Origin of the sequence: Burkholderia lata (genome assembly GCF_000012945.1) — a bacterium.
GTDB lineage: Bacteria > Pseudomonadota > Gammaproteobacteria > Burkholderiales > Burkholderiaceae > Burkholderia > Burkholderia lata.
Map to the genome: position 1 here is coordinate 3075632 of NC_007511.1, position 19452 is coordinate 3095083.

Annotated in this window: 18 protein-coding genes and 1 riboswitch; of the genes, 7 read left to right on the forward strand and 11 right to left on the reverse strand. The window is 63.5% G+C overall.

Annotation, left to right across the window (positions count from 1 at the left end; all coding sequences use genetic code 11):
* Window positions 1–6 precede the first annotated feature (6 nt).
* Window positions 7–843 (reverse strand): NAD-dependent epimerase/dehydratase family protein, encoded by an 837-nt coding sequence (locus BCEP18194_RS36300; protein ID WP_011356307.1) that lies wholly within the window; start codon window positions 841–843, stop codon window positions 7–9.
* A gap of 81 nt (window positions 844–924) precedes the next feature.
* Between BCEP18194_RS36300 and BCEP18194_RS36305 the strand changes: the two genes are divergently transcribed.
* On the forward strand, window positions 925–2028 hold the full coding sequence (locus BCEP18194_RS36305) for a LacI family DNA-binding transcriptional regulator (protein ID WP_041493393.1): 1104 nt from the start codon (window positions 925–927) through the stop codon (window positions 2026–2028).
* Window positions 2029–2122: 94 nt separating this feature from the next.
* On the opposite strand, the gene BCEP18194_RS36310 is transcribed toward BCEP18194_RS36305, so the two are convergent.
* On the reverse strand, window positions 2123–3415 hold the full coding sequence (locus BCEP18194_RS36310; RefSeq protein ID WP_011356309.1) for an MFS transporter: 1293 nt from the start codon (window positions 3413–3415) through the stop codon (window positions 2123–2125).
* A 321-nt stretch (window positions 3416–3736) separates the two neighbouring features.
* On the opposite strand from BCEP18194_RS36310, the gene BCEP18194_RS36315 reads away from it, so the two are divergent.
* Together BCEP18194_RS36315 and BCEP18194_RS36320 are read left to right on the forward strand one after the other, a co-directional pair.
* Window positions 3737–5221, forward strand: coding sequence for a DNA-3-methyladenine glycosylase 2 family protein (locus BCEP18194_RS36315; protein WP_011356310.1), 1485 nt, complete (start codon window positions 3737–3739; stop codon window positions 5219–5221).
* Window positions 5218–5751 carry a methylated-DNA--[protein]-cysteine S-methyltransferase gene (locus tag BCEP18194_RS36320; RefSeq protein WP_011356311.1) on the forward strand — a complete coding sequence of 178 codons (534 nt, stop codon included), beginning with the start codon at window positions 5218–5220 and terminating at the stop codon, window positions 5749–5751. Before BCEP18194_RS36315 ends, BCEP18194_RS36320 begins: the two co-directional genes overlap by 4 nt.
* A gap of 19 nt (window positions 5752–5770) precedes the next feature.
* On the opposite strand, the gene BCEP18194_RS36325 is transcribed toward BCEP18194_RS36320, so the two are convergent.
* Window positions 5771–6589: an AraC family transcriptional regulator gene (locus BCEP18194_RS36325; RefSeq protein WP_011356312.1), complete on the reverse strand. Its 819-nt coding sequence runs from the start codon at window positions 6587–6589 to the stop codon at window positions 5771–5773.
* 77 nt (window positions 6590–6666) lie between these two features.
* Between BCEP18194_RS36325 and panB the strand changes: the two genes are divergently transcribed.
* Window positions 6667–7524, forward strand: a complete 858-nt coding sequence (panB, locus tag BCEP18194_RS36330) for a 3-methyl-2-oxobutanoate hydroxymethyltransferase (protein ID WP_011356313.1) — start codon at window positions 6667–6669, stop codon at window positions 7522–7524.
* 51 nt (window positions 7525–7575) lie between these two features.
* Here the strand turns inward: panB and BCEP18194_RS36335 are convergent, their stop codons facing one another.
* Window positions 7576–8067 (reverse strand): Lrp/AsnC family transcriptional regulator, encoded by a 492-nt coding sequence (locus BCEP18194_RS36335; RefSeq protein WP_011356314.1) that lies wholly within the window; start codon window positions 8065–8067, stop codon window positions 7576–7578.
* 156 nt (window positions 8068–8223) lie between these two features.
* Between BCEP18194_RS36335 and glmS the strand changes: the two genes are divergently transcribed.
* The 3 genes from glmS (at window position 8224) to BCEP18194_RS36345 (ending at window position 12313) form a co-directional block, all read left to right on the forward strand.
* Window positions 8224–10053: a glutamine--fructose-6-phosphate transaminase (isomerizing) gene (glmS, locus tag BCEP18194_RS36340; RefSeq protein WP_011356315.1), complete on the forward strand. Its 1830-nt coding sequence runs from the start codon at window positions 8224–8226 to the stop codon at window positions 10051–10053.
* Between the two features lie 1070 nt (window positions 10054–11123).
* On the forward strand, window positions 11124–11852 hold the full coding sequence (locus tag BCEP18194_RS40590; RefSeq protein WP_157687393.1) for a tetratricopeptide repeat protein: 729 nt from the start codon (window positions 11124–11126) through the stop codon (window positions 11850–11852).
* Window positions 11853–12070: 218 nt separating this feature from the next.
* The gene (locus tag BCEP18194_RS36345; RefSeq protein WP_011356317.1) at window positions 12071–12313 is read left to right on the forward strand and encodes a hypothetical protein; all 243 of its coding nucleotides are present in this window, start codon (window positions 12071–12073) and stop codon (window positions 12311–12313) included.
* A gap of 832 nt (window positions 12314–13145) precedes the next feature.
* On the opposite strand, the gene BCEP18194_RS36355 is transcribed toward BCEP18194_RS36345, so the two are convergent.
* The 7 genes from BCEP18194_RS36355 to BCEP18194_RS36375 form a co-directional block, all read right to left on the reverse strand.
* The gene (locus tag BCEP18194_RS36355; protein WP_041493666.1) at window positions 13146–13958 is read right to left on the reverse strand and encodes a hypothetical protein; all 813 of its coding nucleotides are present in this window, start codon (window positions 13956–13958) and stop codon (window positions 13146–13148) included.
* A gap of 244 nt (window positions 13959–14202) precedes the next feature.
* Window positions 14203–14352 (reverse strand): helix-turn-helix domain-containing protein, encoded by a 150-nt coding sequence (locus BCEP18194_RS40600; RefSeq protein WP_081436698.1) that lies wholly within the window; start codon window positions 14350–14352, stop codon window positions 14203–14205.
* A 238-nt stretch (window positions 14353–14590) separates the two neighbouring features.
* Entirely contained in the window at window positions 14591–14947 is a 357-nt protein-coding gene (locus tag BCEP18194_RS41520) for a hypothetical protein (protein WP_157687399.1), read from the reverse strand.
* Window positions 14948–14989: 42 nt separating this feature from the next.
* Window positions 14990–15093, reverse strand: a riboswitch (SAM-I-IV-variant riboswitch).
* Between the two features lie 151 nt (window positions 15094–15244).
* Window positions 15245–16597, reverse strand: a complete 1353-nt coding sequence (locus tag BCEP18194_RS36360) for a sensor histidine kinase (RefSeq protein WP_011356322.1) — start codon at window positions 16595–16597, stop codon at window positions 15245–15247.
* Between the two features lie 48 nt (window positions 16598–16645).
* Entirely contained in the window at window positions 16646–17320 is a 675-nt protein-coding gene (locus BCEP18194_RS36365; RefSeq protein WP_011356323.1) for a response regulator transcription factor, read from the reverse strand.
* Window positions 17321–17328: 8 nt separating this feature from the next.
* On the reverse strand, window positions 17329–18144 hold the full coding sequence (locus BCEP18194_RS36370) for a MipA/OmpV family protein (RefSeq protein WP_041493667.1): 816 nt from the start codon (window positions 18142–18144) through the stop codon (window positions 17329–17331).
* Between the two features lie 184 nt (window positions 18145–18328).
* Entirely contained in the window at window positions 18329–19417 is a 1089-nt protein-coding gene (locus BCEP18194_RS36375) for a porin (RefSeq protein WP_011356325.1), read from the reverse strand.
* Between the last annotated feature and the right edge of the window lie 35 nt (window positions 19418–19452).

Genomic DNA, 19452 nt, shown 5'->3' on the forward strand with positions numbered 1-19452 from the left:
CGACGCTTACGACGCGTTGCGCTCCATCGGCTCGCCGACGACGAACCCGCCGCCCTGGAACCGCTGCGCGGGATCGTCGTAGTCGGCAGTCGGCGCCGACACCGGGAACAGCCCGGCGAACTGCTCGGAGCTGTCGCGCGGACGGAAGCCGAGGAAGCCGGCCTTCGTGTTGTCCCACCACTTCACCGGGTTGTCCGATGCGCCGTACACGATCGCGTGCCCGACGCGGTTCGTCAGCAGCGAGCAGCGCACCAGCTCGATGAAGTCGCGATAGCTGAGGAACGTCACGAGCATGCGCGGATTCTTTGGCACTTCGAACGATGAGCCGATCCGCAGGCATACGGTCTCGATCCCGAAACGGTCGAAGTAGTAGCGCGACAGCGATTCGCCGAAGCACTTCGTCACACCGTACAGGCTGTCGGGGCGCAGCGGCGAATCGGCGTCGAGCACTTCCGTGACCGGATGGAAGCCGATCGCATGGTTCGAGCTCGCGAACACGACGCGCTTCACGCCATGCTTGCGCGCGGCTTCGTACAGGTTGTACGTGCCGGTGATGTTCGCGCCGACGAGATCGTCGAACGGCGCGTCGACCGAAATGCCGCCGAGGTGGACGATCGCGTCCACGCCGTCGACCAGCTGCATTACCGCTGCCCGGTCGGCCAGGTCGACGACGCGGGTTTCTTCATGCGGGGCGGTGTCGCCGAGCGTCGCGATGTCGCTGACGCGTACGACGTCGGCCCAGTCGGCAAGCGCGCCGCGCAACTGGCGGCCGAGGTTGCCGGCCGCGCCCGTCAGCAGCAGGCGCCCGAATGGTTTACGCGCGCCGGTGGATGAGGCGTTCATCGAGTCTCCTTGAATCTGACTGAAATCTGACTGAATCGGAAAACGTTTTCCAACTATACGCGGGCGCACTGCCGAACGTCAATGGTCGAACCCGTTCGCAGCCATCCGCACTTTCCCGATATCGGCGCGTGGCCGCGTGCACCCTTTTTCTGCCACAATCCGGCGTTATCGGACGAAAACGTTACCCTTCGAATGAAAAAAGTTTCCCCGACGATCCGCGACGTGGCGGCGGAAGCCGGCGTGTCGGTCGCGACGGTATCGAAGTACGTGAACGGCACGCAGCGCTTCTCGCCGACCGTCGAAGCACGGCTCAAGGAGGCGATCGAGCGGCTCGGCTACCGTTCGAACCCGCTCGCGCGCTCGATGATCACCGGCCGCACGCGCACGATCGGCCTCGTGATCCTCGACATCAGCAACCCGCACTTCACGAACGTGGTGAAGGGCGCGAACCGCGTCGCGCTGCAGCACGACTACACGCTGCTGCTCGTCGATACCGAGGAGAGCCAGGCGCGCGAACGTTCGCTGATCGAGGCGCTCGCGCAGCGCGTCGACGGGCTGATCGTCAGCACGCGGATGCCCGATGAAGAAGCCGGCTGGATGCTCGATCTCAACAAGCCGCTCGTGCTGCTGCGTCGCAGCCCCGGCCTGCCGATTCCGAGCGTCGGCATCGACAACCGGCTGTCGACCTACATGCTCGCGCGCCACCTGCTCAATCTCGGCCACACGCGCATCGCGTATCTCGGCTTCGGCACCGCACGCGTGAACGACGAGCGGATCCAGGGCGCGCGCGACTGTCTTGCGGAAGCCGGGCTCACGCTCGACGTGCACGATGCACATGCGCCGACCGCTGAAGCCGGCGAGCGCGCGTGTTCGCGCGTGATGCTCGGGCCGCAGCGCCCGCAGGCCGTGATCTGCTACAACGACCTGATCGCGCTCGGCTTCATGAAAGAAGCCGCGTCGCTCGGCTTCCGGCTGCCGCAGGATGTGTCGGTCGCGGGCATCGACAACGTGCCGTACGGCGAATACGCGGCGCCCGCGCTGACCACCGTCGACATCCAGAGCGAGAACATGGGCGAGCTCGCGATGCAGAAGCTGATCGACGCGCTCGCGGGCCGCACCGATGCGAGCTACTCGACGTTCGAGCCGCGGCTGATCATGCGCGCATCGACGGCCGCGGTCGGCTGAGTTCCCCGCTTCGAGCCTTCAATAGAAAACGCGCCGCCCGAGGGCGGCGCGTTCGTTTTCGGACATGCGATGACGGGATCTAGCGATCACCCCGTCACGCGTCGAGTTGCGCAGGCTTCATCTTCGGCGTGAGCATGTGCATCACGCCCAACGCGATCAGGTAGGCCGACGCACCGATCGCGAACAGCACCCAGTAGTGCCCCGTACGCTGCAGCACCTGGCCGATCACTTCCGAGAACAGCACGCCGCCGATCGAACCGGCCATCCCGCCGATGCCGACCACCGATGCCACCGCACGGCGCGGGAACAGGTCGGACGCCGTCGTGAACAGGTTCGCCGACCAGCCCTGGTGTGCTGCGGCGGCGAGGCCGACGATCAGCACCGCGGCCCACAGGCTCTGCACTTGCGACACGAACGCGATCGGCAGCACGCAGCATGCGCAGATCAGCATCGCCGTCTTGCGCGCGCCGTTCACGCTCCAGCCCGCGCGCAGCAGCATCGACGACAACCAGCCGCCGCCGATGCTGCCGACCGTCGTCAGCGCATAGATGCAGACGAGCGGCAGGCCGATGTGCTGCATGTCCATCCCGCGCGATTCGTTGAGCCACTTCGGCAGCCAGAACAGGTAGAACCACCACACCGGATCGGTCAGGAACTTGCCGATCAGGAACGCCCACGTCTCGCGCTTGCGGATCAGTTCGCCCCAGCGCGGTGCGCCGGCATTCGCGTTCGCCGCGTCGAGCGCCTCCGCTTCGTCGCGCGGCTCGTCGTATTCGGCAGCCAGCGCACGCGTATCGGCCTGGCGATAGAGCACGAGCCACACCGCAAGCCACACGAGGCCGATCGCACCGATGATCACGAACGCCGCGCGCCAGCCGTAGGCCACTGCGATCGCGGGAATGATCGCCGGTGCGAACACCGCGCCGATGTTCGCGCCCGAGTTGAAGATGCCGGTGGCGAGCGCGCGTTCGCGGCGCGGGAACCACTCGGCCGTCGTCTTGATCGCGGCCGGGAAGTTGCCGCCCTCGCCAATGCCGAGCAGCGCGCGGACGAACGCGAAGCCCATCACCGAGCCGACCGCCGCGTGCAACATCGCGGCGATGCTCCACACCAGCATCGCCAGCGCGTACGAAATGCGCGTGCCGAGCCGGTCGACGATGCGCCCGAAGCCGAGCAGGCCCAGCGCATAGAACGCGGAAAACGCCATCACGATGCGGCCGTACTGCACCTGGCTCCAGCCGATGTCGTGCTGGAGCATCGGCGCGAGCAGGCCGAGGATCTGCCGATCCATGTAGTTGATGACGGTCGCGAAAAACAGCAGCGCACAGACGGTCCAGCGGTAGCGGCTGGCGGCAGCGCGCACGGCGCCGACGACGGCAGATTGCATGAATGTCTCCGATGCGCGGCCGCGCCCGTCGCGCCGCACGATGTTCGTTGACCGGCGACCGGCGCCGGGGCGGACGGCGGTGCACTTGTCGAGCACGGCCGATTCCGCCGATCAATCTGGAAAACGTTTTTCAGAGAATAGGACGTCTGCCGGCGCCCTGTCAGTCGGGGATTTCGATGAGTCATCTCAAATTGGTCACGGCAAAAGAGACGACTGTTTCGCCACGTGGCATTAACCGTTTTTCCCGGATTTTCCCGGCCGGCACGCGCGGGGACGGCCGCCGATACACATGTCCGATTCCAGCCAGAATCGCGGGCCGGGATGGTTTACAGTCGTCTCATGCGCCTCGATCCCGACACCTGCTACGACGCCCTGCTTTCGCGGAACCGCCGCTTCGACGGCTGGTTCTTCGTCGGCGTCGCAACGACGGGCGTGTACTGCCGTCCCGTCTGCCCGGTGAAGCCGCCGAAAGCGCAGAACTGCAGCTACTACCCGACCGCTGCAGCCGCCGAGAAAGCCGGCTTCCGACCCTGCATGCGCTGCCGCCCCGAGCTCGCGCCCGGCCACGGGCTGCTCGACCTGTCCGGCAATCTCGCCGACGCGGCCGCCACGCTGATCGAGGACGGTTTCCTGAATGCCCATTCCGTCGATGCGCTCGCGCAGCGCGTCGGCGTGACCGAACGCCACCTGCGCCGGATCTTCGGCGCGCAGTTCGGTGTGTCGCCGGTCGAGTTCGCGCAGACGCACCGGCTGCTGATGGCCAAGCGGCTGTTGACCGATACCGTGCTGCCGGTGGCCGTCGTCGCGTCGACGGCCGGGTTCGGCAGCGTGCGGCGCTTCAACGACCTGTTCCTGCAGCGTTACGGCCTCAATCCGCTACGGCTGCGCAAAGGGGCTCGTGCGTCGGCCGATGGCGACATGACGTTCCCGCTGCCGTATCGGCCACCGTTCGCATGGGACGACCTGATGCGCTTTCTCGCGCAGCGGCAGATCGACGGTGTCGAGCGAATCGATGCGCAGGGTTATGCGCGTTTCGTCGAATTGCCGAACCGGATTGGCAACGGCAACGGCGGCAACGGGCGCGTCGCCGGCTGGTTGTCCGTCGCGCATGTGCCGCAGCGCTTCGCGCTGGCCGTCACCGTGTCGCCCGCGCTAACGCCGGTCGTGCCGGCCGTGCTCGCGCGCGTGCGCCGGCTGTTCGATCTCGACAGCCGCCCCGACGTGATCGACGCGCATCTCGGCGAACTCGCGAGCGGCTCGCCGGGCCTGCGCGTCCCCGGCGCGTTCGACGGTGTCGAGATCGCGATCCGTGCGATCGCGGGCGAGCGCCTTGCGGCAGCGCATGCGGGCACGCCCGTGCTGGCACGCATCGCCGAGCGCTTCGGCACATCGGTCGAAGGCGCGCCGCCCGGCCTCACACACGCGCTGCCCTCCGCCGCGACGCTGGCCGCCCTGCCCGCTTCCGCGCTTGAAACGATCGGCATCGCGCGCGACATCGCACCGGCCATCGTGTCGCTCGCCCGCGCAGTCGACGACGGCACGCTCTCACTCGAACCGATGGCGCCGCTCGACACGACGCTTGACGCATTGCGTGCGCTACCCGGCTTCGACGAACACGCGGTGCAGTACGTCGCGATGCGCGCGATGGCCTGGCCGAACGCGTTCCCGGCCGACGATGCGTGGCTGCCCGCCCGCACCGAACGCGCCCGTGTGCCATCATCCGCGCCGCATGCGGCGCGCTGGGCGCCGTGGCGCGCGTATGCCGCACTGCACGTGTGGCGCCTTCATGGAGACGTATTGCGATGACTCCCGCTCACCTGATTCCGAGCCCGCTGGGCGACATCGCCGTGCGTATCGAGGACGATGCGCTGACGGGCCTCTACTTCGTCGGCCAGAAATACTTCCCGTCGGTTGCGATCGTGACCGAAGCAGACGCGCTCGCGATGTCGCCGCTTGCGCGCAAGGTCGCGGAAGAAGTCGCCGAGTACTTCACCGGCACGCGCGAGACGTTCTCGGTGCCGATCCACTTGCGCGGCACCGCGTTTCAGCGACGCGTATGGAAGGAACTGCTCGCCATTCCGTTCGGCGAACTCGTGACGTACGGCGACATCACCGAGCGCGTCGGGTTGCCGATGAGCGGCGCACGCGCCGTGGGCGGTGCGGTCGGCCGGAACCCGGTGTCGATCATGGTGCCGTGCCATCGCGTGGTCGGTGCGTCGGGCAGCCTGACCGGCTATGCCGGCGGCATCGACCGCAAGCGCGCACTGCTGTCGCTCGAAGGCGCAGGGTTCGAGCGCGGCGCCCACCATCCGGTGCAGCAAGCGCTCGCGTTCTAAGTCGGGATGTGCCGCAGCGTCAGGCGTTCAGCACGGGCCGGCGCGCTTCACGCTTCGCATACGCGCCGGGCGTCACGTGGAATTTCGCCTGGAACAGCGCGATGAACGACGACGTCGAGTCGTAGCCTAGTTGTGCGGCCACCGCGCCGATCGGCTCGCCCGCGTCGAGCAGCGGCAGCGACGCCAGCAGCCGCACCGCCTGCCGCCATTCGGTGAACGACAGCCCCGTGTCCTGCCGGAACAGCCGCGACAGCGTGCGCCGCGTCGCGCCGACCTGATGGCCCCATTCGTCGAGATTGCGCGTATCGCCCGGATACGCATGCAACGCCCGCGCGATTTTCAGCAGACGCGGATCGCGCGGCAGCGGCACCGTCAGCGGCGCCTGCCGCATCCGTGCGATCCGGTCGGCGATCAGGCAGACGAGCGCGCCGTCCGGCCCCGTCTCGTCGTAGTTCACCGGCAATTCGGCCGTGGCGAGCACCAGCTCGCGCAGCAGCGGCGTCATGCAGAGGATCGCGCAATCGTCGTGCACGTCGTCGCGCGCAATCGCGGCATCGAGATACAGGCTGTGGAACGCGACGCAATCGCGCGTCGACACCGCATGCGGCACGTGCGGCGGAATCCACATCGCATAGTGCGGCGGCAGCAGATGCCGGCCCGACGGCGTCGACACCTCGAGCACACCGCTCGTCGCATACATCAACTGCGCCCACGGATGACTGTGCGCGTCGATGCTCACGTTGCCGGGAATCCCGAACGCGCGCACGTACAGCGGCCTCGGCAGGCGCGCCATCGGCGGCACCGCGTAAGGGTCACCCGATTGTCCCGCCAGCAACATAAGACGTCCTCCGAAGGTCATTGCACGAACGAGCGCGATGCTACCGTGGCGGCTCTTCTTTCACACGGCTTCCGTTCATGAGCGCTCATACCCGCACCACCCGCAAGACCGTCACCGCGATCCGTTCGACCAAGGGCATCGGCAGCCTCGTGTCGCTGACCGCGTATTCCGCGCCGATGGCGAAGCTGGTCGACGAAGTGGCCGACGTGATCATCGTCGGCGACTCCGTCGGCATGGTGCTGTACGGGATGCCCGATACGCTGCGCGTCACGCTCGACATGATGATTGCACACGGTGCGGCCGTCGTGCGCGGCGCCGCGCAGGCATGTGTCGTCGTCGACTTGCCGTTCTCGACGTACCAGGAATCGCCCGCCCAGGCCTATCGCTCCGCCGCGCGCCTGCTCGCCGAAACCGGCGCGCAGGGCGTGAAGCTCGAAGGCGGCACCGAGATGGCCGACGCGATCCGCTTCCTGACCGAGCGCGGCATCCCGGTGATGGCACACGTCGGCCTCATGCCGCAGCAGGCCAACGCGACGGGCGGCTTCCGCGCGCAGGGGATGGACCCGCGTTCCGCCGCGCAGGTGTTCGATGCCGCATGCTCGGCTGAACAGGCCGGCGCGTTCAGCGTCGTCATCGAAGGCACGGCCGAAGCGCTCGCGCGCCATATCACCGAAACGCTGACGATCCCGACGATCGGCATCGGTGCATCGCCCGCATGCGACGGGCAGGTGCTCGTGACCGAGGACATGATCGGCGCATTCGATGCATACACGCCGCGCTTCGTGAAGCGTTATGCCGATGCGAACGCAGTAATGCGCGATGCGATCCGCCAGTACGCGCACGACGTGCGGCAGGGTGTGTTTCCGGAACCCGCGCATTGTTTCGGGTATGGCAAGCCGCTGCAACTCGTGGGTGCGGCTGACGCTGCTGCGTGATGACGTCGCGAAGGCATTCGCGAACGCATTGCGAATGATGGTGCGACCACCTCATCCGCGCTTGCGCATCGCATGCGTAACCCGCGCGTTCGCCTCGAACTTCGCGCGATGCGTCGAGAAGAACGTCCGCACGTTGCGAACGTTCGACGCGCCGGTGAACAGGCGCCGCGCGAATTCGTCGTATTCGGCGACGTCGGCCAGATCGGCCACCACGACGAAATCGGGCCCCGGCGACACGCGGTAGCACTGTGTGACGGCCGGCTCCGCACACACGTACGCTTCAAACGCGTCGTAGTCTTCGGCGGTCTGCCGGTCGAGGCTGATCTCGATCAGCGCGGTGACGGCCGTGCCGATCGCCACCGGGTCGAGCACCGCGACCTGCCGGCGGATCACGCCGGCTTCCGTCAGCCTCCGCACGCGGCGCATGCAGGTGGGCGGCGACGACAGCGCGCGCTCGGCCAGTTGCAGGTTCGACACTGACGCGTCGTCCTGCAGGATCGCGAGGATGCGCAGGTCGAGATCGTCGAGGGTAATGCCGGCCATCGGCGGCTCCTTCCGGTCAGGGTGTGAAATTTAATTTCAATATGATAGACGATCTGCTATTCGTTTCATTTGTTCTTGTATTTTGAAATTTAATTCCATCCAGCTCGCCCTACCATCGCTCTCACTGATCCAGACAGGACATTTACGGAGCGCGATATGTGTGGAATTGTCGGGGCGGTCGCCCAGCGGGACATCCTGCCGAACCTGGTCGACGGCCTGAAGCGGCTCGAATACCGCGGCTACGATTCGTGCGGCGTCGTGGTCTACCGCGACCGGGCGCTGGCGCGCGCCCGCAGCGTCGATCGTGTCGCCAACCTGCAGCGCGAGATCGCCGAGCATGCGCTGTCGGGCTACACCGGCATCGCGCATACGCGCTGGGCCACGCATGGCGCGCCCGTCACGCTCAACGCCCATCCGCACTTCTCGCCGAGCGACGCCAATGCGCGCATCGCGCTGTCGCATAACGGGATCATCGAGAACTGCGATCAACTGCGTGCGGAATTGCAGGCGCATGGCTATGTGTTCGCGAGCCAGACCGATAGTGAGGCGATCGCGCACCTGATCGACCATCTTTACGACGGTGATCTGTTCGATGCGGTACGGGGTGCGGTCGCGCGACTGCGCGGCAGCTATGCGATCGCGGTGATGTGCCGCGACGAGCCGCACCGGATCGTCGGTGCGCGCGACGGGATGCCGCTCGTTGTCGGGGTCGGCGAAGGCGAGAATTTTCTGGCGTCGGATGCGATTGCGCTGTCGGGTATTACCGATCGGATCGCTTACCTCGAGAACGGCGACGTTGCCGATATTCAACTGCATCGCTACTGGATCGTCGATGCGGCCGGCCAGCGCGTCGAGCGCACGGTGCAGCGGGTCGCCGCGCATAGCGGCGCGGCCGACCTCGGGTCGTATCGCTACTACATGCAGAAGGAGATCTTCGAGCAGCCGCAGGCGGTGGCCGATACGTTGCTCGATGTTTCGTCGATCATGCCGGAGTTGTTTGGTGATGGTGCGTGGCGCGTGTTCAACGACGTCGATTCGGTGTTGTTGCTCGCGTGTGGCGGCAGTTATCACGCGGCGCTCACGGCGAAGTACTGGATCGAAAGCATCGCGAAGCTGCCGGCCAGCGTGGAAATTGCGAGCGAGTTTCGCTATCGCGACAGCGTGCCGAATCCGCGTACGCTCGTTGTCGCCGTGTCGCAAAGCGGTGAGACGGCTGATGTGCTTGGTGCCGTGCATGTCGCGAAGCGCGTTGGAATGATGCATACGCTCGCGATCTGCAACGTCGCGACGAGTGCGTTGATGCGGGAATGTGCGCTGCAGTTCGTCACGCGCGCGGGCATCGAGATCGGGGTGGCTTCGACGAAGGCTTTTACGACGCAGCTCGTGGCGCTGTTTCTGCTGACGTTGTCGCTTGCGCAGGTGCGTGGGCGGTTAAGCGACGACGAGGAGAAGGAGCATCTGCGTGCGCTAAGGCATCTGCCCGATGCGATGTCGAAAGTGCTCGCGCTTGAGCCGCAGATCATGGCCTGGTCGGAACTGCTCGCACGGCGCGACAACATGCTGTTTCTCGGGCGGGGGATGCATTATCCGATCGCGCTGGAAGGCGCGCTGAAGATGAAGGAGATTTCGTATATTCACGCGGAGGCTTATCCAGCGGGGGAGTTGAAGCATGGGCCGCTTGCGCTCGTGAGTAACGAGATGCCGGTGATTGCGGTCGCGCCGAATGACATGCTGCTTGAAAAACTCCGGTCGAACATGCATGAGGTCAGTGCGCGGAATGGCAGGCTGTTTGTGTTCGCAGATGTGGACTGCGGGTTGGTGCCGAGCGAAGGGATCGAGGTGATTCGGCTCAACGAGTACTACGGGCCGCTTTCGCCGATTCTGCATACGGTGCCGATGCAGCTGCTCGCGTATCACGCCGCGCTGGCGCGGGGGACGGATATTGATAAGCCGCGGAATCTGGCGAAGTCGGTGACGGTGGAGTGAGGGTCTCCGAATCAGCGATTCGGGCCTGGAAATTCGGATTAGAGGTCGCTACACGCTTCTAAGCAGTTGAATTTGCAAGGTAAACGCTTCCAATCCGAAAACACCAAATCGCCTGCTTTTGACGGGGAAATCCCGGAAAAGGTGTCCGCGAATGAATTTCTCGAGACGGGCGGACCGGGGCTTCGGCCTTGGCCCGCTCGTTTTGCCTTCCCCACAGTGTTCTGCCTCTCCCTGTCGCAGAACCGTCCCTCGCCAGGCGTCGTTCTCGCTCGCATTCCGAGCTTCTGCACAGGGCGTCGCCACCAGCTTCCGTGCTCCGGGCGGGGTTCTGCCGAGCAGCTTCCTTGGAGCATTGCGGATCAAGCTGAGCGGCCCGCCACTTCGCGCTTCAGCCGCGGTCAATCCGACCAAGCGATGCAGTAAGGTTCGATATTGCATAGTAGCGGCGACGGCAATGGCCGCCCTGGCTGCCGAATCTCACCCCTAAGGCGCCCCCGGCATCCCTGAGCGGTGTCTTGGTGTCCGAGACAACCCTTGAAATTTTCAAGCGGCATGCGCCCGTTAAGCAACCTCCGCCGGAGGTTGTCTCGGCTAATGGTTCCCAAAAACCTCCTAGATGCATCCCGCGAAACCAACTGAACGCGAGCTGCACTCTCTCCCGATGCGATTGCGTGTGGCGAACGGGCGTTCTTCTTTTCTCGGTGGGGACATCTTGCTGGCACACAACACAATGAATTCGACGCGGACTACTTAATTAGTTTCGTCTGATTCATCACTAAGCCCACCACAAGCGTTTCGCGCCTGAAACATTTTCACCATTTTCGAGAGAACATTAGTACTCAATCGCCTCCACTACCGCCACTCGCACGCTCGGGCGTGCTTTTTGCTTGGGCATTAGGTCCGCCTTTGAATTTGTATCGAAGCAGAACAGCCCCACAATAAAAGGAAGAAATCGTGCAAAGAGAAAATTTGGAGGATTCCAACTATCTCCGTCGATGGGCACAAGTTGCCCGTAGAGGGTGGCACGTACTTCTCGTTTGGAGGTCACGATGCCAACCCCTATGAGACTCATGACGGCACTGCTGGTCGCAGCCGTCCTTTCTTCGGGAGGCAATTCCGTGAGGGCGGCGCCCACCAAGCAACAAGTAGAGGCCACCATCGCCCACGGCGACATGGCGCGCGCCGAACGCATGCTGCGAGAGGTACTTAGCGAACACCCAGATAACGCGCTCGCGCACTATTTACTCGGCCAAGTCCTCTCCAAGCTGCACCAACCTTCTGAAGGACTGGCAGAACTCGACCGTGCGCAAACCCTTGACCCGTCGATACACTTTACAAATCCGCAGAAGTTTGAAGCGGTAAGGCAACGAATTGCTGCGGAAGCGGGCGGTCCGCAAGTCACTGGCGCTAGCGCAACGACTTCAGCCAATTCTGGCACCCAGGGGAGCAGCACCAACTTGCCTGTATCACCTGCCCAAACAGCTGGAACGAAGTCCAGTTCCGGGGGCAAATGCATGCCAGTGGATGACAACTCGAGACCGTGTGTCTCCTTGGTTGGCAGTCGGAAAGATGGACAACCCGGAGAGCAAATCAATTACGTTTTAACGTTCCGAAATAGCTGCAATACCCAGATGATAGTTAGAGCGGTAAGGCGCCAAGTTTATAATCCGGGCGATAACGGCGTCTCGGAAACAGGGATTTCACCCGGAGGCACAAGCGAGTTGAACTGCGTCGATTACAAGGATGGACATGCTGGATGTGGTGGATTTACTGAATGGTCTGTTCCGTGCAATCGGTAAGCATGACTCTGTCGTGTTACGGCGCACCACCTTACTGAAGGGGCTTCTATCGCGAGCCCCCTGCGGCACATCACCGTGAAGTTCTACTGAGGCAAGAGGCTATGCGTTCGCGGCCGCGGGTAACCTGAGGTGCAGGCTCTCGGCTCATTCACCCATGGTACAGACGTGCGCGTCGTTCGCGTGTGTTCCGTCCACACGCACTTTCAGGGAGCGACGCGATGCAACTTTTCGGCCGGTTCGAGCTAGCGATACTCGTCGCCCAGTTCAGCAATCCGCTGCTTAAGCTGTGCAATTTCCCATTCTGGGTCATCACGCTCGGCAACCCATTGCGTATCCGTGAGGACTTGGACAAGATTCAGAACGTCACGTGGCAACAGCTGTCGCTTGCCAGATTGGCTGACGCGATGCTCAAGACCGAAAGCGATCAGAGGAAGAGAAAAAAGGTGGCAGGGCAACCGTAGAGCAACATAAGGACGTCAAGGACGCCGTGCAACACCGCACGGCCAACGGTGAGATTCACGAACTTGCAGGCACCACCGCCGCGAATGCAAGAGCCACAGCGATACTCACGAACAATCGCAAGTGGGATGAGCGGACGACGGCGGCGCTCGGGCTCAAAAAGCGGCCCGTTACCCCGCCTCCTGCGCCACCGTCTGCATCGAGAACGCCTGCCGAGGCAAAATACGATGCATGGTTGAAAGCAAAGAAAGCTGCCAGAGATGAAGGTCGACGCGATTCAGACGAAAGCTAACGCATCTGGTTCGCGACGCGACCATGAAGAAAAAATGGCCGATGCGTGGTCGCGCTCGGGAGATGCGCTTTTCCGCAGGAAGCCTTGCCTGACGGGCGTAACGACTTTTAATCCGAATGCAGCGAAAATTCATTCACTTCGTGCTTTTGGCCGCTCGCCGAGCGCGAGAAGTTTTCCGGAATAACTTGCTCGCATCGCAGCCGAGCAACGGTCAGGCTGACGTCGCCCTGTCTCCGCAGCAGCACAATCCGGCCTGACGTGGCGGCACCGCCGCGTGCCGCAGCGTCACCCGCGACCATGCTCCCACGGATACTCCGCCCGAGTCTTCCCCGCCAGCTTGCGGATATCGCGCGTCAAGCAAGCCTGATCGAGATCCCCGAGAGAGCATGAGCCAGTTCCGCGAGATCGACGATCACCCGCTTCGGCATCACGCCCACATCGCTGGAAAAACGCTGCTGCAGCATGCGCTCGCTCAACCCCGCACACTCGAATGTTCCGTTGCGGCGCCCCTTTACCGGCCAAAGACTCGCGCAAGTAACCCGCTATTTCGAGAAACTCAGCTTCTTCAACAACACCGCACCACTCGCCTGACTCACGAGCGAAATGGATTCGATATCCAGGTACAACCTCGAAGTCCTCGTCGTGATGTCGGTCGGCTCGTCGTTGCTCGGCTCGGCGTGCTCGACGTGTTCGGTCAGATACGGCCGGACCAGACGCCCGGAAAGCGCGAACACGAACCCGCCATGCGTTTGCGCGTACTCAGCGGGTGACAGCCTCACGCGGCCGCGCACGGTGGACTTCCTGCCTTTTCCGGGATCGAGCTCGATGATGTCGATCTGCTGGATATAGCCTTTTGCCTTCGCCTCGGGTGCGATCACGAGCCCTCGCCCTCGCGGCCCGGTAATGACCTTTCTGAGCAGGATGCCTGTCCGGCCTTCGCCGTCGGCGTCGACCAGGTCGGCGTTCACCTTCAACAGATGCTTCTGCGACTGATATCGCAGCCCGTACGTCACCGGCACCAGAAAAGTTACCTCACGATCCAGGTTGACCGCGGCCAGGTCGGCGTTCTGGCCATGCTTGTCGGCCACGCCGGGGATCAGGCTGCGGACGCGATCGCCCAGGGACGGGGACGCGCTTTTGACGTGCAGCTTCTCCAGTGCTTCCCGAATCGCAACCGGATCGTCGCCGACAATCGGCCGCGTGAGCGACGCGTTGGCCGAAACGGCAGGCGCGACGCTCGCCGTTTCGTTGACATGGTCGGCCGCTGCACGCGTCGCGACCGGGGCCAGCATGATCGCCACGGCGACGGCGCACGCGACATTCAGACGGCCCAACATGGATCTCCGGTGAGACACGACAAACTCCTGATTTTCTGGCGGATCGGTCGACGATGAGAGCGGCAGGATCGAACGATCGGTAACGGTCCAACCGTTCGAGTTCACCGATCGCCTGCGCGACACATCATAGGTTCATTGTCAGTTCGGCGGCAGGCCGGCGCGCCACACTATCGTATTGCCCAGACTACAACAATCCACGACTCGTGAGCAGCGGCGCGACGGGGGGCAGTGACATTCAGTTGCCCGTCGCGAAACCGCAACCTCACGCCTGGCGATCCTCCCGCCTGTATTGCGCCGGCGCCTTCCCCACCCGCATGCGGAAATCGCGCGTGAAATGCGCCTGATCGACATACCCGAGCGCATGAGCCAACTCCGCGAGATCGACCGGTTCGCCGCCGATCGAACAGCAGATTCACGCACGGATACACGCCGTCGGGCTCCATGCACACACAGGCGCTCAGCGCGGCGAGGAAATCTCCGGGCGGTCGAACGCGTCGCTCAAGCGTTCTGGCTACCAGATGACACTGGCATTTCAGTTTTGAATGCTACGTCGCCGAAACCTGTCGAGGAAGTCGTCTGTGAACGCTCGTCAGCTTGGCTGGCAGTGAGAAACGTTCAAGCTCAGGGGCGACAGGTTGCACTGCCGTCGCCTAACAACCGCTCCCCGACGCCTTCTCGGACGCAACTGACCCACTCCGCACGAAATGATGCTCCACCCTCGTGCGCAGTACGCCATCGACCGCGGCCAGTCGTTCGCGCAGTCGAACTGCTCGCCCTTCCGTCATTTCCCCGAGAACGATTTTTTGCTCGAGAACGTCACCACAGCGGGTGATGGCCCAACGATCAACCGTGGCCGTTTCATCTTCGAGCACAGCAGCCGCAGTCGACACGATGCCCGGATTCCGTCCCGAAACGAGATGAACCGTATGCGTCAGCGTGAAACCAGGAAGGAACTGCGACCAGTCTTCACAGACTGCCGGGCGGGAAGCGGAGGAAATTTGGCTCATGGTTGCTCCGGATGATTGGTTATCGAACCGGTGCCAGCCATGCTGCTCCCGTTTCGTTGCCGTAAATCGGCCGCATCGCCTCAGAGGCGTCCACCTTGCCCGGGAGGGCAGGTTGGCGTCGGAGAATCCGACTCTGGATGCTTGACTTCTCGCGTTCGACATTCCGAACGCTGGTTCATTATATCGAAAAACTGACACCTGACAAGAGCCCCCGGGAAAGCCACCCTTCGACCGGGTGGAACCCTCGATCCGGCCCTTGTACGGTGGGAGCCCGGCCACGCACGGCGCCCGTGCAGCCTAAAACCACACGCTGAACCGCGTCCCCGTGGCCAGCACATCGACCGTCAGTTTCCATTGATGGGCCACGGCAATCTCCTTGCAGATTGCCAGCCCGAGACCGGCACCGTCATACCGTGAATCCGGCGCTCGCCAGTATCGGTCGAAGAGCAACGGAAGATGCTCCCGCTGGATGCCCGGCCCTTCATCGTCGACATGAATCGCCGTCTCGAGAACGGTCAGCACGACGACGCCTTCCGACGGCGACGCGTTGATCGCATTCTCGAGAATGTTCTTGAGCAGGATGAACAGCGCCCCGCCATCAGCCCGTATGCGTGACGCGGAGTCGCGCGCTTCGATATGGAGCGCCACCTGCTTCGCATCGGCTTTGCCGGCCAGCAAGCTCACGACGTCTCGCGCGACGTCGACGCCGTTCACGTCGCCGAAGCTGAAGTTCTGCGCTTCGCTGACTTCGGCCAGGTGCAGCAGTTGCTTGACCTGCCGGGCCATCAGGTCGATCTCGCGAAGCAAAAGCGCCTTCTGCCGGATGTCGGGCTGCAACTCGATCTGGCCTCTGACCAGCGTGAGCGGTGTCTGCAACTCATGCGCGGCGTCGGCCAGAAACTGCTGCTGGACCGCGAAGCCATTCTCGAGCCGGGTCAGTGCATCGTTGAACGCGTCGATCAGCGGCTTGATCTCGCTGGGAATGCCGTTCGGAGACAGTCTCGTCTTCAGATTGCGCGGCTCGATGCCCCTCGCGGCGCGCGATACCTCCCGCAACGGCTTCAGCACGCGACTGATCGTCAGCGGCAGCGTCAGCCCGAAAATGACGGTCGCAATGACCAGCACGATTCCGACGGTCTTCGGTATCGGATCGATTCTCGACATGATGAGCGCATCGAGAAGCTGCCTGCTTTGCGCCACCTGCACGTAATAGACGACGCTCCCGTTCGATGCGCGCTGCGTGGCGACCGAATACGCGTTGCCGTCGATCGTGGTGGGCAGCACCTTGCCGGCCGCCTTCGCGAGATCCTCCGTCAACCACGGTCGATCGCCGTTCGACGGCACCGACGCCAGCAACGGCTTCCCCGCCGCATCGAGCACGCGATACTGCACCTCGGTCGGCAAGAGCCGGAACATCAATGCCGGACGCTCGCCCAATTGCACCGATACCGGACGCCCATCGGCGCCGAAGCCCAGGCCGGCCTCGATATGACGGATGCTCTCCATCTGCTGCCGCCGCCCGAAGAACTCCGGATATCGATCGAGGACATATGCCGCGAGCGCGGACAGCAGCGCCAGGCTGATGGCGAACGCAACGACGTTGGTCACCCACAGACGCGTCGACAGGCGTCGAATCCAATGATGGAACATGGTCGCTTTCTTACCCTGAAGCGGCAACGAGCAAGACGCGGCGAAGCGTCATGCATCCTGCAGCGCGAAGCCGGCGCCCCGGATATTGGTCAGCCGCATCGTTGCATCGATTGAAGCCAGTTTCTTGCGCAAGCGGTGTACGGTCACCTCGAGCGCGTTCGGCGTGACCGCCTCTCCGAGCCCCCAGGCGGCATGCTCGAGTATCGAATGACGGACGGTGCGGCCCGCGGCTTCGATCAGGCAAAGCATCACCTGCAGCTCGGCCGGCGCAAGCAGTACCGTCCTGTCGCCGCAGCGCATCGCACGCTGCGCCGGGTCCACGGTCACATCCGCGAACGACGCGACGAGCGTCGTCAGCAACACCGGACGCCGCATCAGCGTGCGCACGCGGGCAACGAGTTCGCACATTTCGAACGGCTTGGTCACGTAGTCGTCGGCCCCGCTTTCGAGACCGTCGATGCGGTCACGCAACGCGTCGCGCGCCGTCAGCATCAGGCATGGCGTCATGCGTCCCGCCGCGCGCAGCGTCCGCAAGAACGCCAGCCCCTCTCCGTCAGGCAATCCGCGGTCGATGATCAGCAACGCGTAGTCGGCCTGGTCGACACCGTAGGCGGCTTCCCGGACATTGCCGAACAGGTCGGATTCGATTCCCGCAGCGGCCAACGCCTGCGACAACAAATCGGCGAGGCGCTGATGATCCTCGACAATCGCCACTCTTGGCATACTCGTACTCACTTGAACCGATACATGTAACCCACTCTGGCCTCGGGAACGTACCGTCTTCCAACGATCGGACTGTCAGTAATGGCGTCGCCGAGACGCGACACGCCAACGTCCAGAAATATCGTCTGCTGCTTCGTCGGCTGGTAGTCGATACGCGTGCCAACCGACACGTTCACTGTCGAACCCGCGCTGTAGGCGGCGCGCCCGGCGCGCGCCTCCGATGGTCGCACGCCGTAATAGTAGTCGACGTACTGGTTGCTCAGCCATTCCGCACCGACATGCGGCGCGATCGAGAATTGGCCGAAAGCAAATGCCTTCTCCAAGCCGATTTTTGCGCGCTCGCCTTTGTTTCCGCCGAACAGGAAGGTACCCGACAACGTACCGAACCCGGTGCGCCATGACAATGCAGGCCCGTACCAGAACGCACCCTTGCGATTTTCCATGCCGTTCAGGATCGGTGCGTCCGAGCCCTTGTATCCGTCGAAGAGCGAAAACTGGCCACGAAGCGCGACGCTGACGCCGCTCCAGCTCCCGATTTTCAGATCGGCCGTGGTACCGACGGCATGTACCCATTTGTTGTCGAAAAAGACCAGCGGAAACGGCAACACGCGGTTGCTGTCGCCTCGGTAGACCGACGGCGCGACACCGACTCCGGCACCCAATCCCCAATGCGTCACATTCGTCGCGTTGTCGAGTATGGTCAGCCCCGAATGATCGGCATCGGGCGGGATCATGCCATCGTCCGCCCACGCGGAAGCGGACGACAATGCGAACGACGCGGCAAGCAGCAATAACGGACGTTGGCGGCGGGAGGCTATTTTCAGCATCATTTTCCTGGAGTCGACGATCGAAACGGGGGCTACTGTAGGACCAGTCGACTTACCGCTCACTTACCAGGAAAAATATCGTCGCGTTGCGGACCTTGCGGGAAATATCGGTGATGGGGAATATCGACGCAGGGCGAGCATGTGTCGCCCCGCGCGCTTGAAGAGCGAGGCGACCGCCCCGTCAGAACACCGTATGCAGCCCGATCCGCGCCACCGTCTGGCTCGCGGAACTCGACGCCCCGTTCGGATCGAGCACGCCATTGACCTGCGCATTCGCGCCGTTGTTCGCGCGCTGGTAGTCCGCCGACACATACACCATCGTCCGCTTCGAGAACAGGTACTGAAGCGCCACGCTGACCTGGTGTGCGTGGTTGTCGTTCACCGCTTCATTGCCCTTCATGTACATGTACTTCGCGCCCAGCACGACATCCGGCCTGACGTGCCACAGCCCGCCCGCTTCGGCCATCCACACCCCGGCGTCGTTGAACGAGTTGTGCACGGTAGTCATCAGCGCATTCGCGGTCACGACGCCGAAGTCGTAATGCATCCCGACGCCCCAGTTGCGCACGCTGGTTGACGGCACGCCGGGCGCGGGGCCGTATTTCTCGTTCGTGTAGGCGGCGCCCACCCCGAACGGTCCCATCTCATAGTTCACCCCGGCGCTGACCGCATTGTCCGCGCCGACCGAGCCAGCTACGCCGCCAAACGCATACATCGCGCCGCCCGAAAACCCCGAGACCGTCGGCGAACTGTACTTGACGGCATTCGCGATCGGCTTGCTACCCGCCGTGCGGTCCCAATCGAATGCACCGGTCGGATTGTCCGGGAGCGCGAGACGCTGGAACGGGCCATTGCGAAAGCCGTACAGCCCCGAGATATCCCGTGAAATCGCGTTGTTCTTGGAAAACAGCGAATCCACCATGAAGTCGTACTGATTGCCCAGCGTGATGCTGCCGAACCGGTTGCTTTCGAGGCCCACGTACGCATTGCGCCCGAAAATCCCCGTCCCGATGATCGCGCCGTTCGCCATCGAGAACTGGTTCACGAGCGCGAAGATCGCGCGATATCCGCCGCCGAGATCTTCCGTGCCGCGAAAGCCGAAGAGGTTGGGCGCAAATATGCCGTCGTCGAACTTGACGTTCTTTCCGCCGCCCTCGTTGCTCACATAAGAGACGCCGGCATCGATCAGACCGAACATCGTCACACTGCTTTGTGCCCATGCACCCTGCGCCACGGCGAGAATCGCCACTGCTCCAAACCTGAGTTTCATGCTGTCTCCGTCTTTTTTATGAAAAAGCGAGGCCA

Coding starts and splice junctions, on each gene's coding strand:
- BCEP18194_RS36300 (WP_011356307.1), bottom strand. CDS start 843: ATGAACGCCTCATCCACCGGCGCGCGTAAACCATTCGGGCGCCTGCTG.
- BCEP18194_RS36305 (WP_041493393.1), top strand. CDS start 925: ATGGTCGAACCCGTTCGCAGCCATCCGCACTTTCCCGATATCGGCGCG.
- BCEP18194_RS36310 (WP_011356309.1), bottom strand. CDS start 3,415: ATGCAATCTGCCGTCGTCGGCGCCGTGCGCGCTGCCGCCAGCCGCTAC.
- BCEP18194_RS36315 (WP_011356310.1), top strand. CDS start 3,737: ATGGTTTACAGTCGTCTCATGCGCCTCGATCCCGACACCTGCTACGAC.
- BCEP18194_RS36320 (WP_011356311.1), top strand. CDS start 5,218: ATGACTCCCGCTCACCTGATTCCGAGCCCGCTGGGCGACATCGCCGTG.
- BCEP18194_RS36325 (WP_011356312.1), bottom strand. CDS start 6,589: ATGTTGCTGGCGGGACAATCGGGTGACCCTTACGCGGTGCCGCCGATG.
- panB (WP_011356313.1), top strand. CDS start 6,667: ATGAGCGCTCATACCCGCACCACCCGCAAGACCGTCACCGCGATCCGT.
- BCEP18194_RS36335 (WP_011356314.1), bottom strand. CDS start 8,067: ATGGCCGGCATTACCCTCGACGATCTCGACCTGCGCATCCTCGCGATC.
- glmS (WP_011356315.1), top strand. CDS start 8,224: ATGTGTGGAATTGTCGGGGCGGTCGCCCAGCGGGACATCCTGCCGAAC.
- BCEP18194_RS40590 (WP_157687393.1), top strand. CDS start 11,124: ATGACGGCACTGCTGGTCGCAGCCGTCCTTTCTTCGGGAGGCAATTCC.
- BCEP18194_RS36345 (WP_011356317.1), top strand. CDS start 12,071: ATGCAACTTTTCGGCCGGTTCGAGCTAGCGATACTCGTCGCCCAGTTC.
- BCEP18194_RS41520 (WP_157687399.1), bottom strand. CDS start 14,947: ATGAGCCAAATTTCCTCCGCTTCCCGCCCGGCAGTCTGTGAAGACTGG.
- BCEP18194_RS36360 (WP_011356322.1), bottom strand. CDS start 16,597: ATGTTCCATCATTGGATTCGACGCCTGTCGACGCGTCTGTGGGTGACC.
- BCEP18194_RS36365 (WP_011356323.1), bottom strand. CDS start 17,320: ATGCCAAGAGTGGCGATTGTCGAGGATCATCAGCGCCTCGCCGATTTG.
- BCEP18194_RS36375 (WP_011356325.1), bottom strand. CDS start 19,417: ATGAAACTCAGGTTTGGAGCAGTGGCGATTCTCGCCGTGGCGCAGGGT.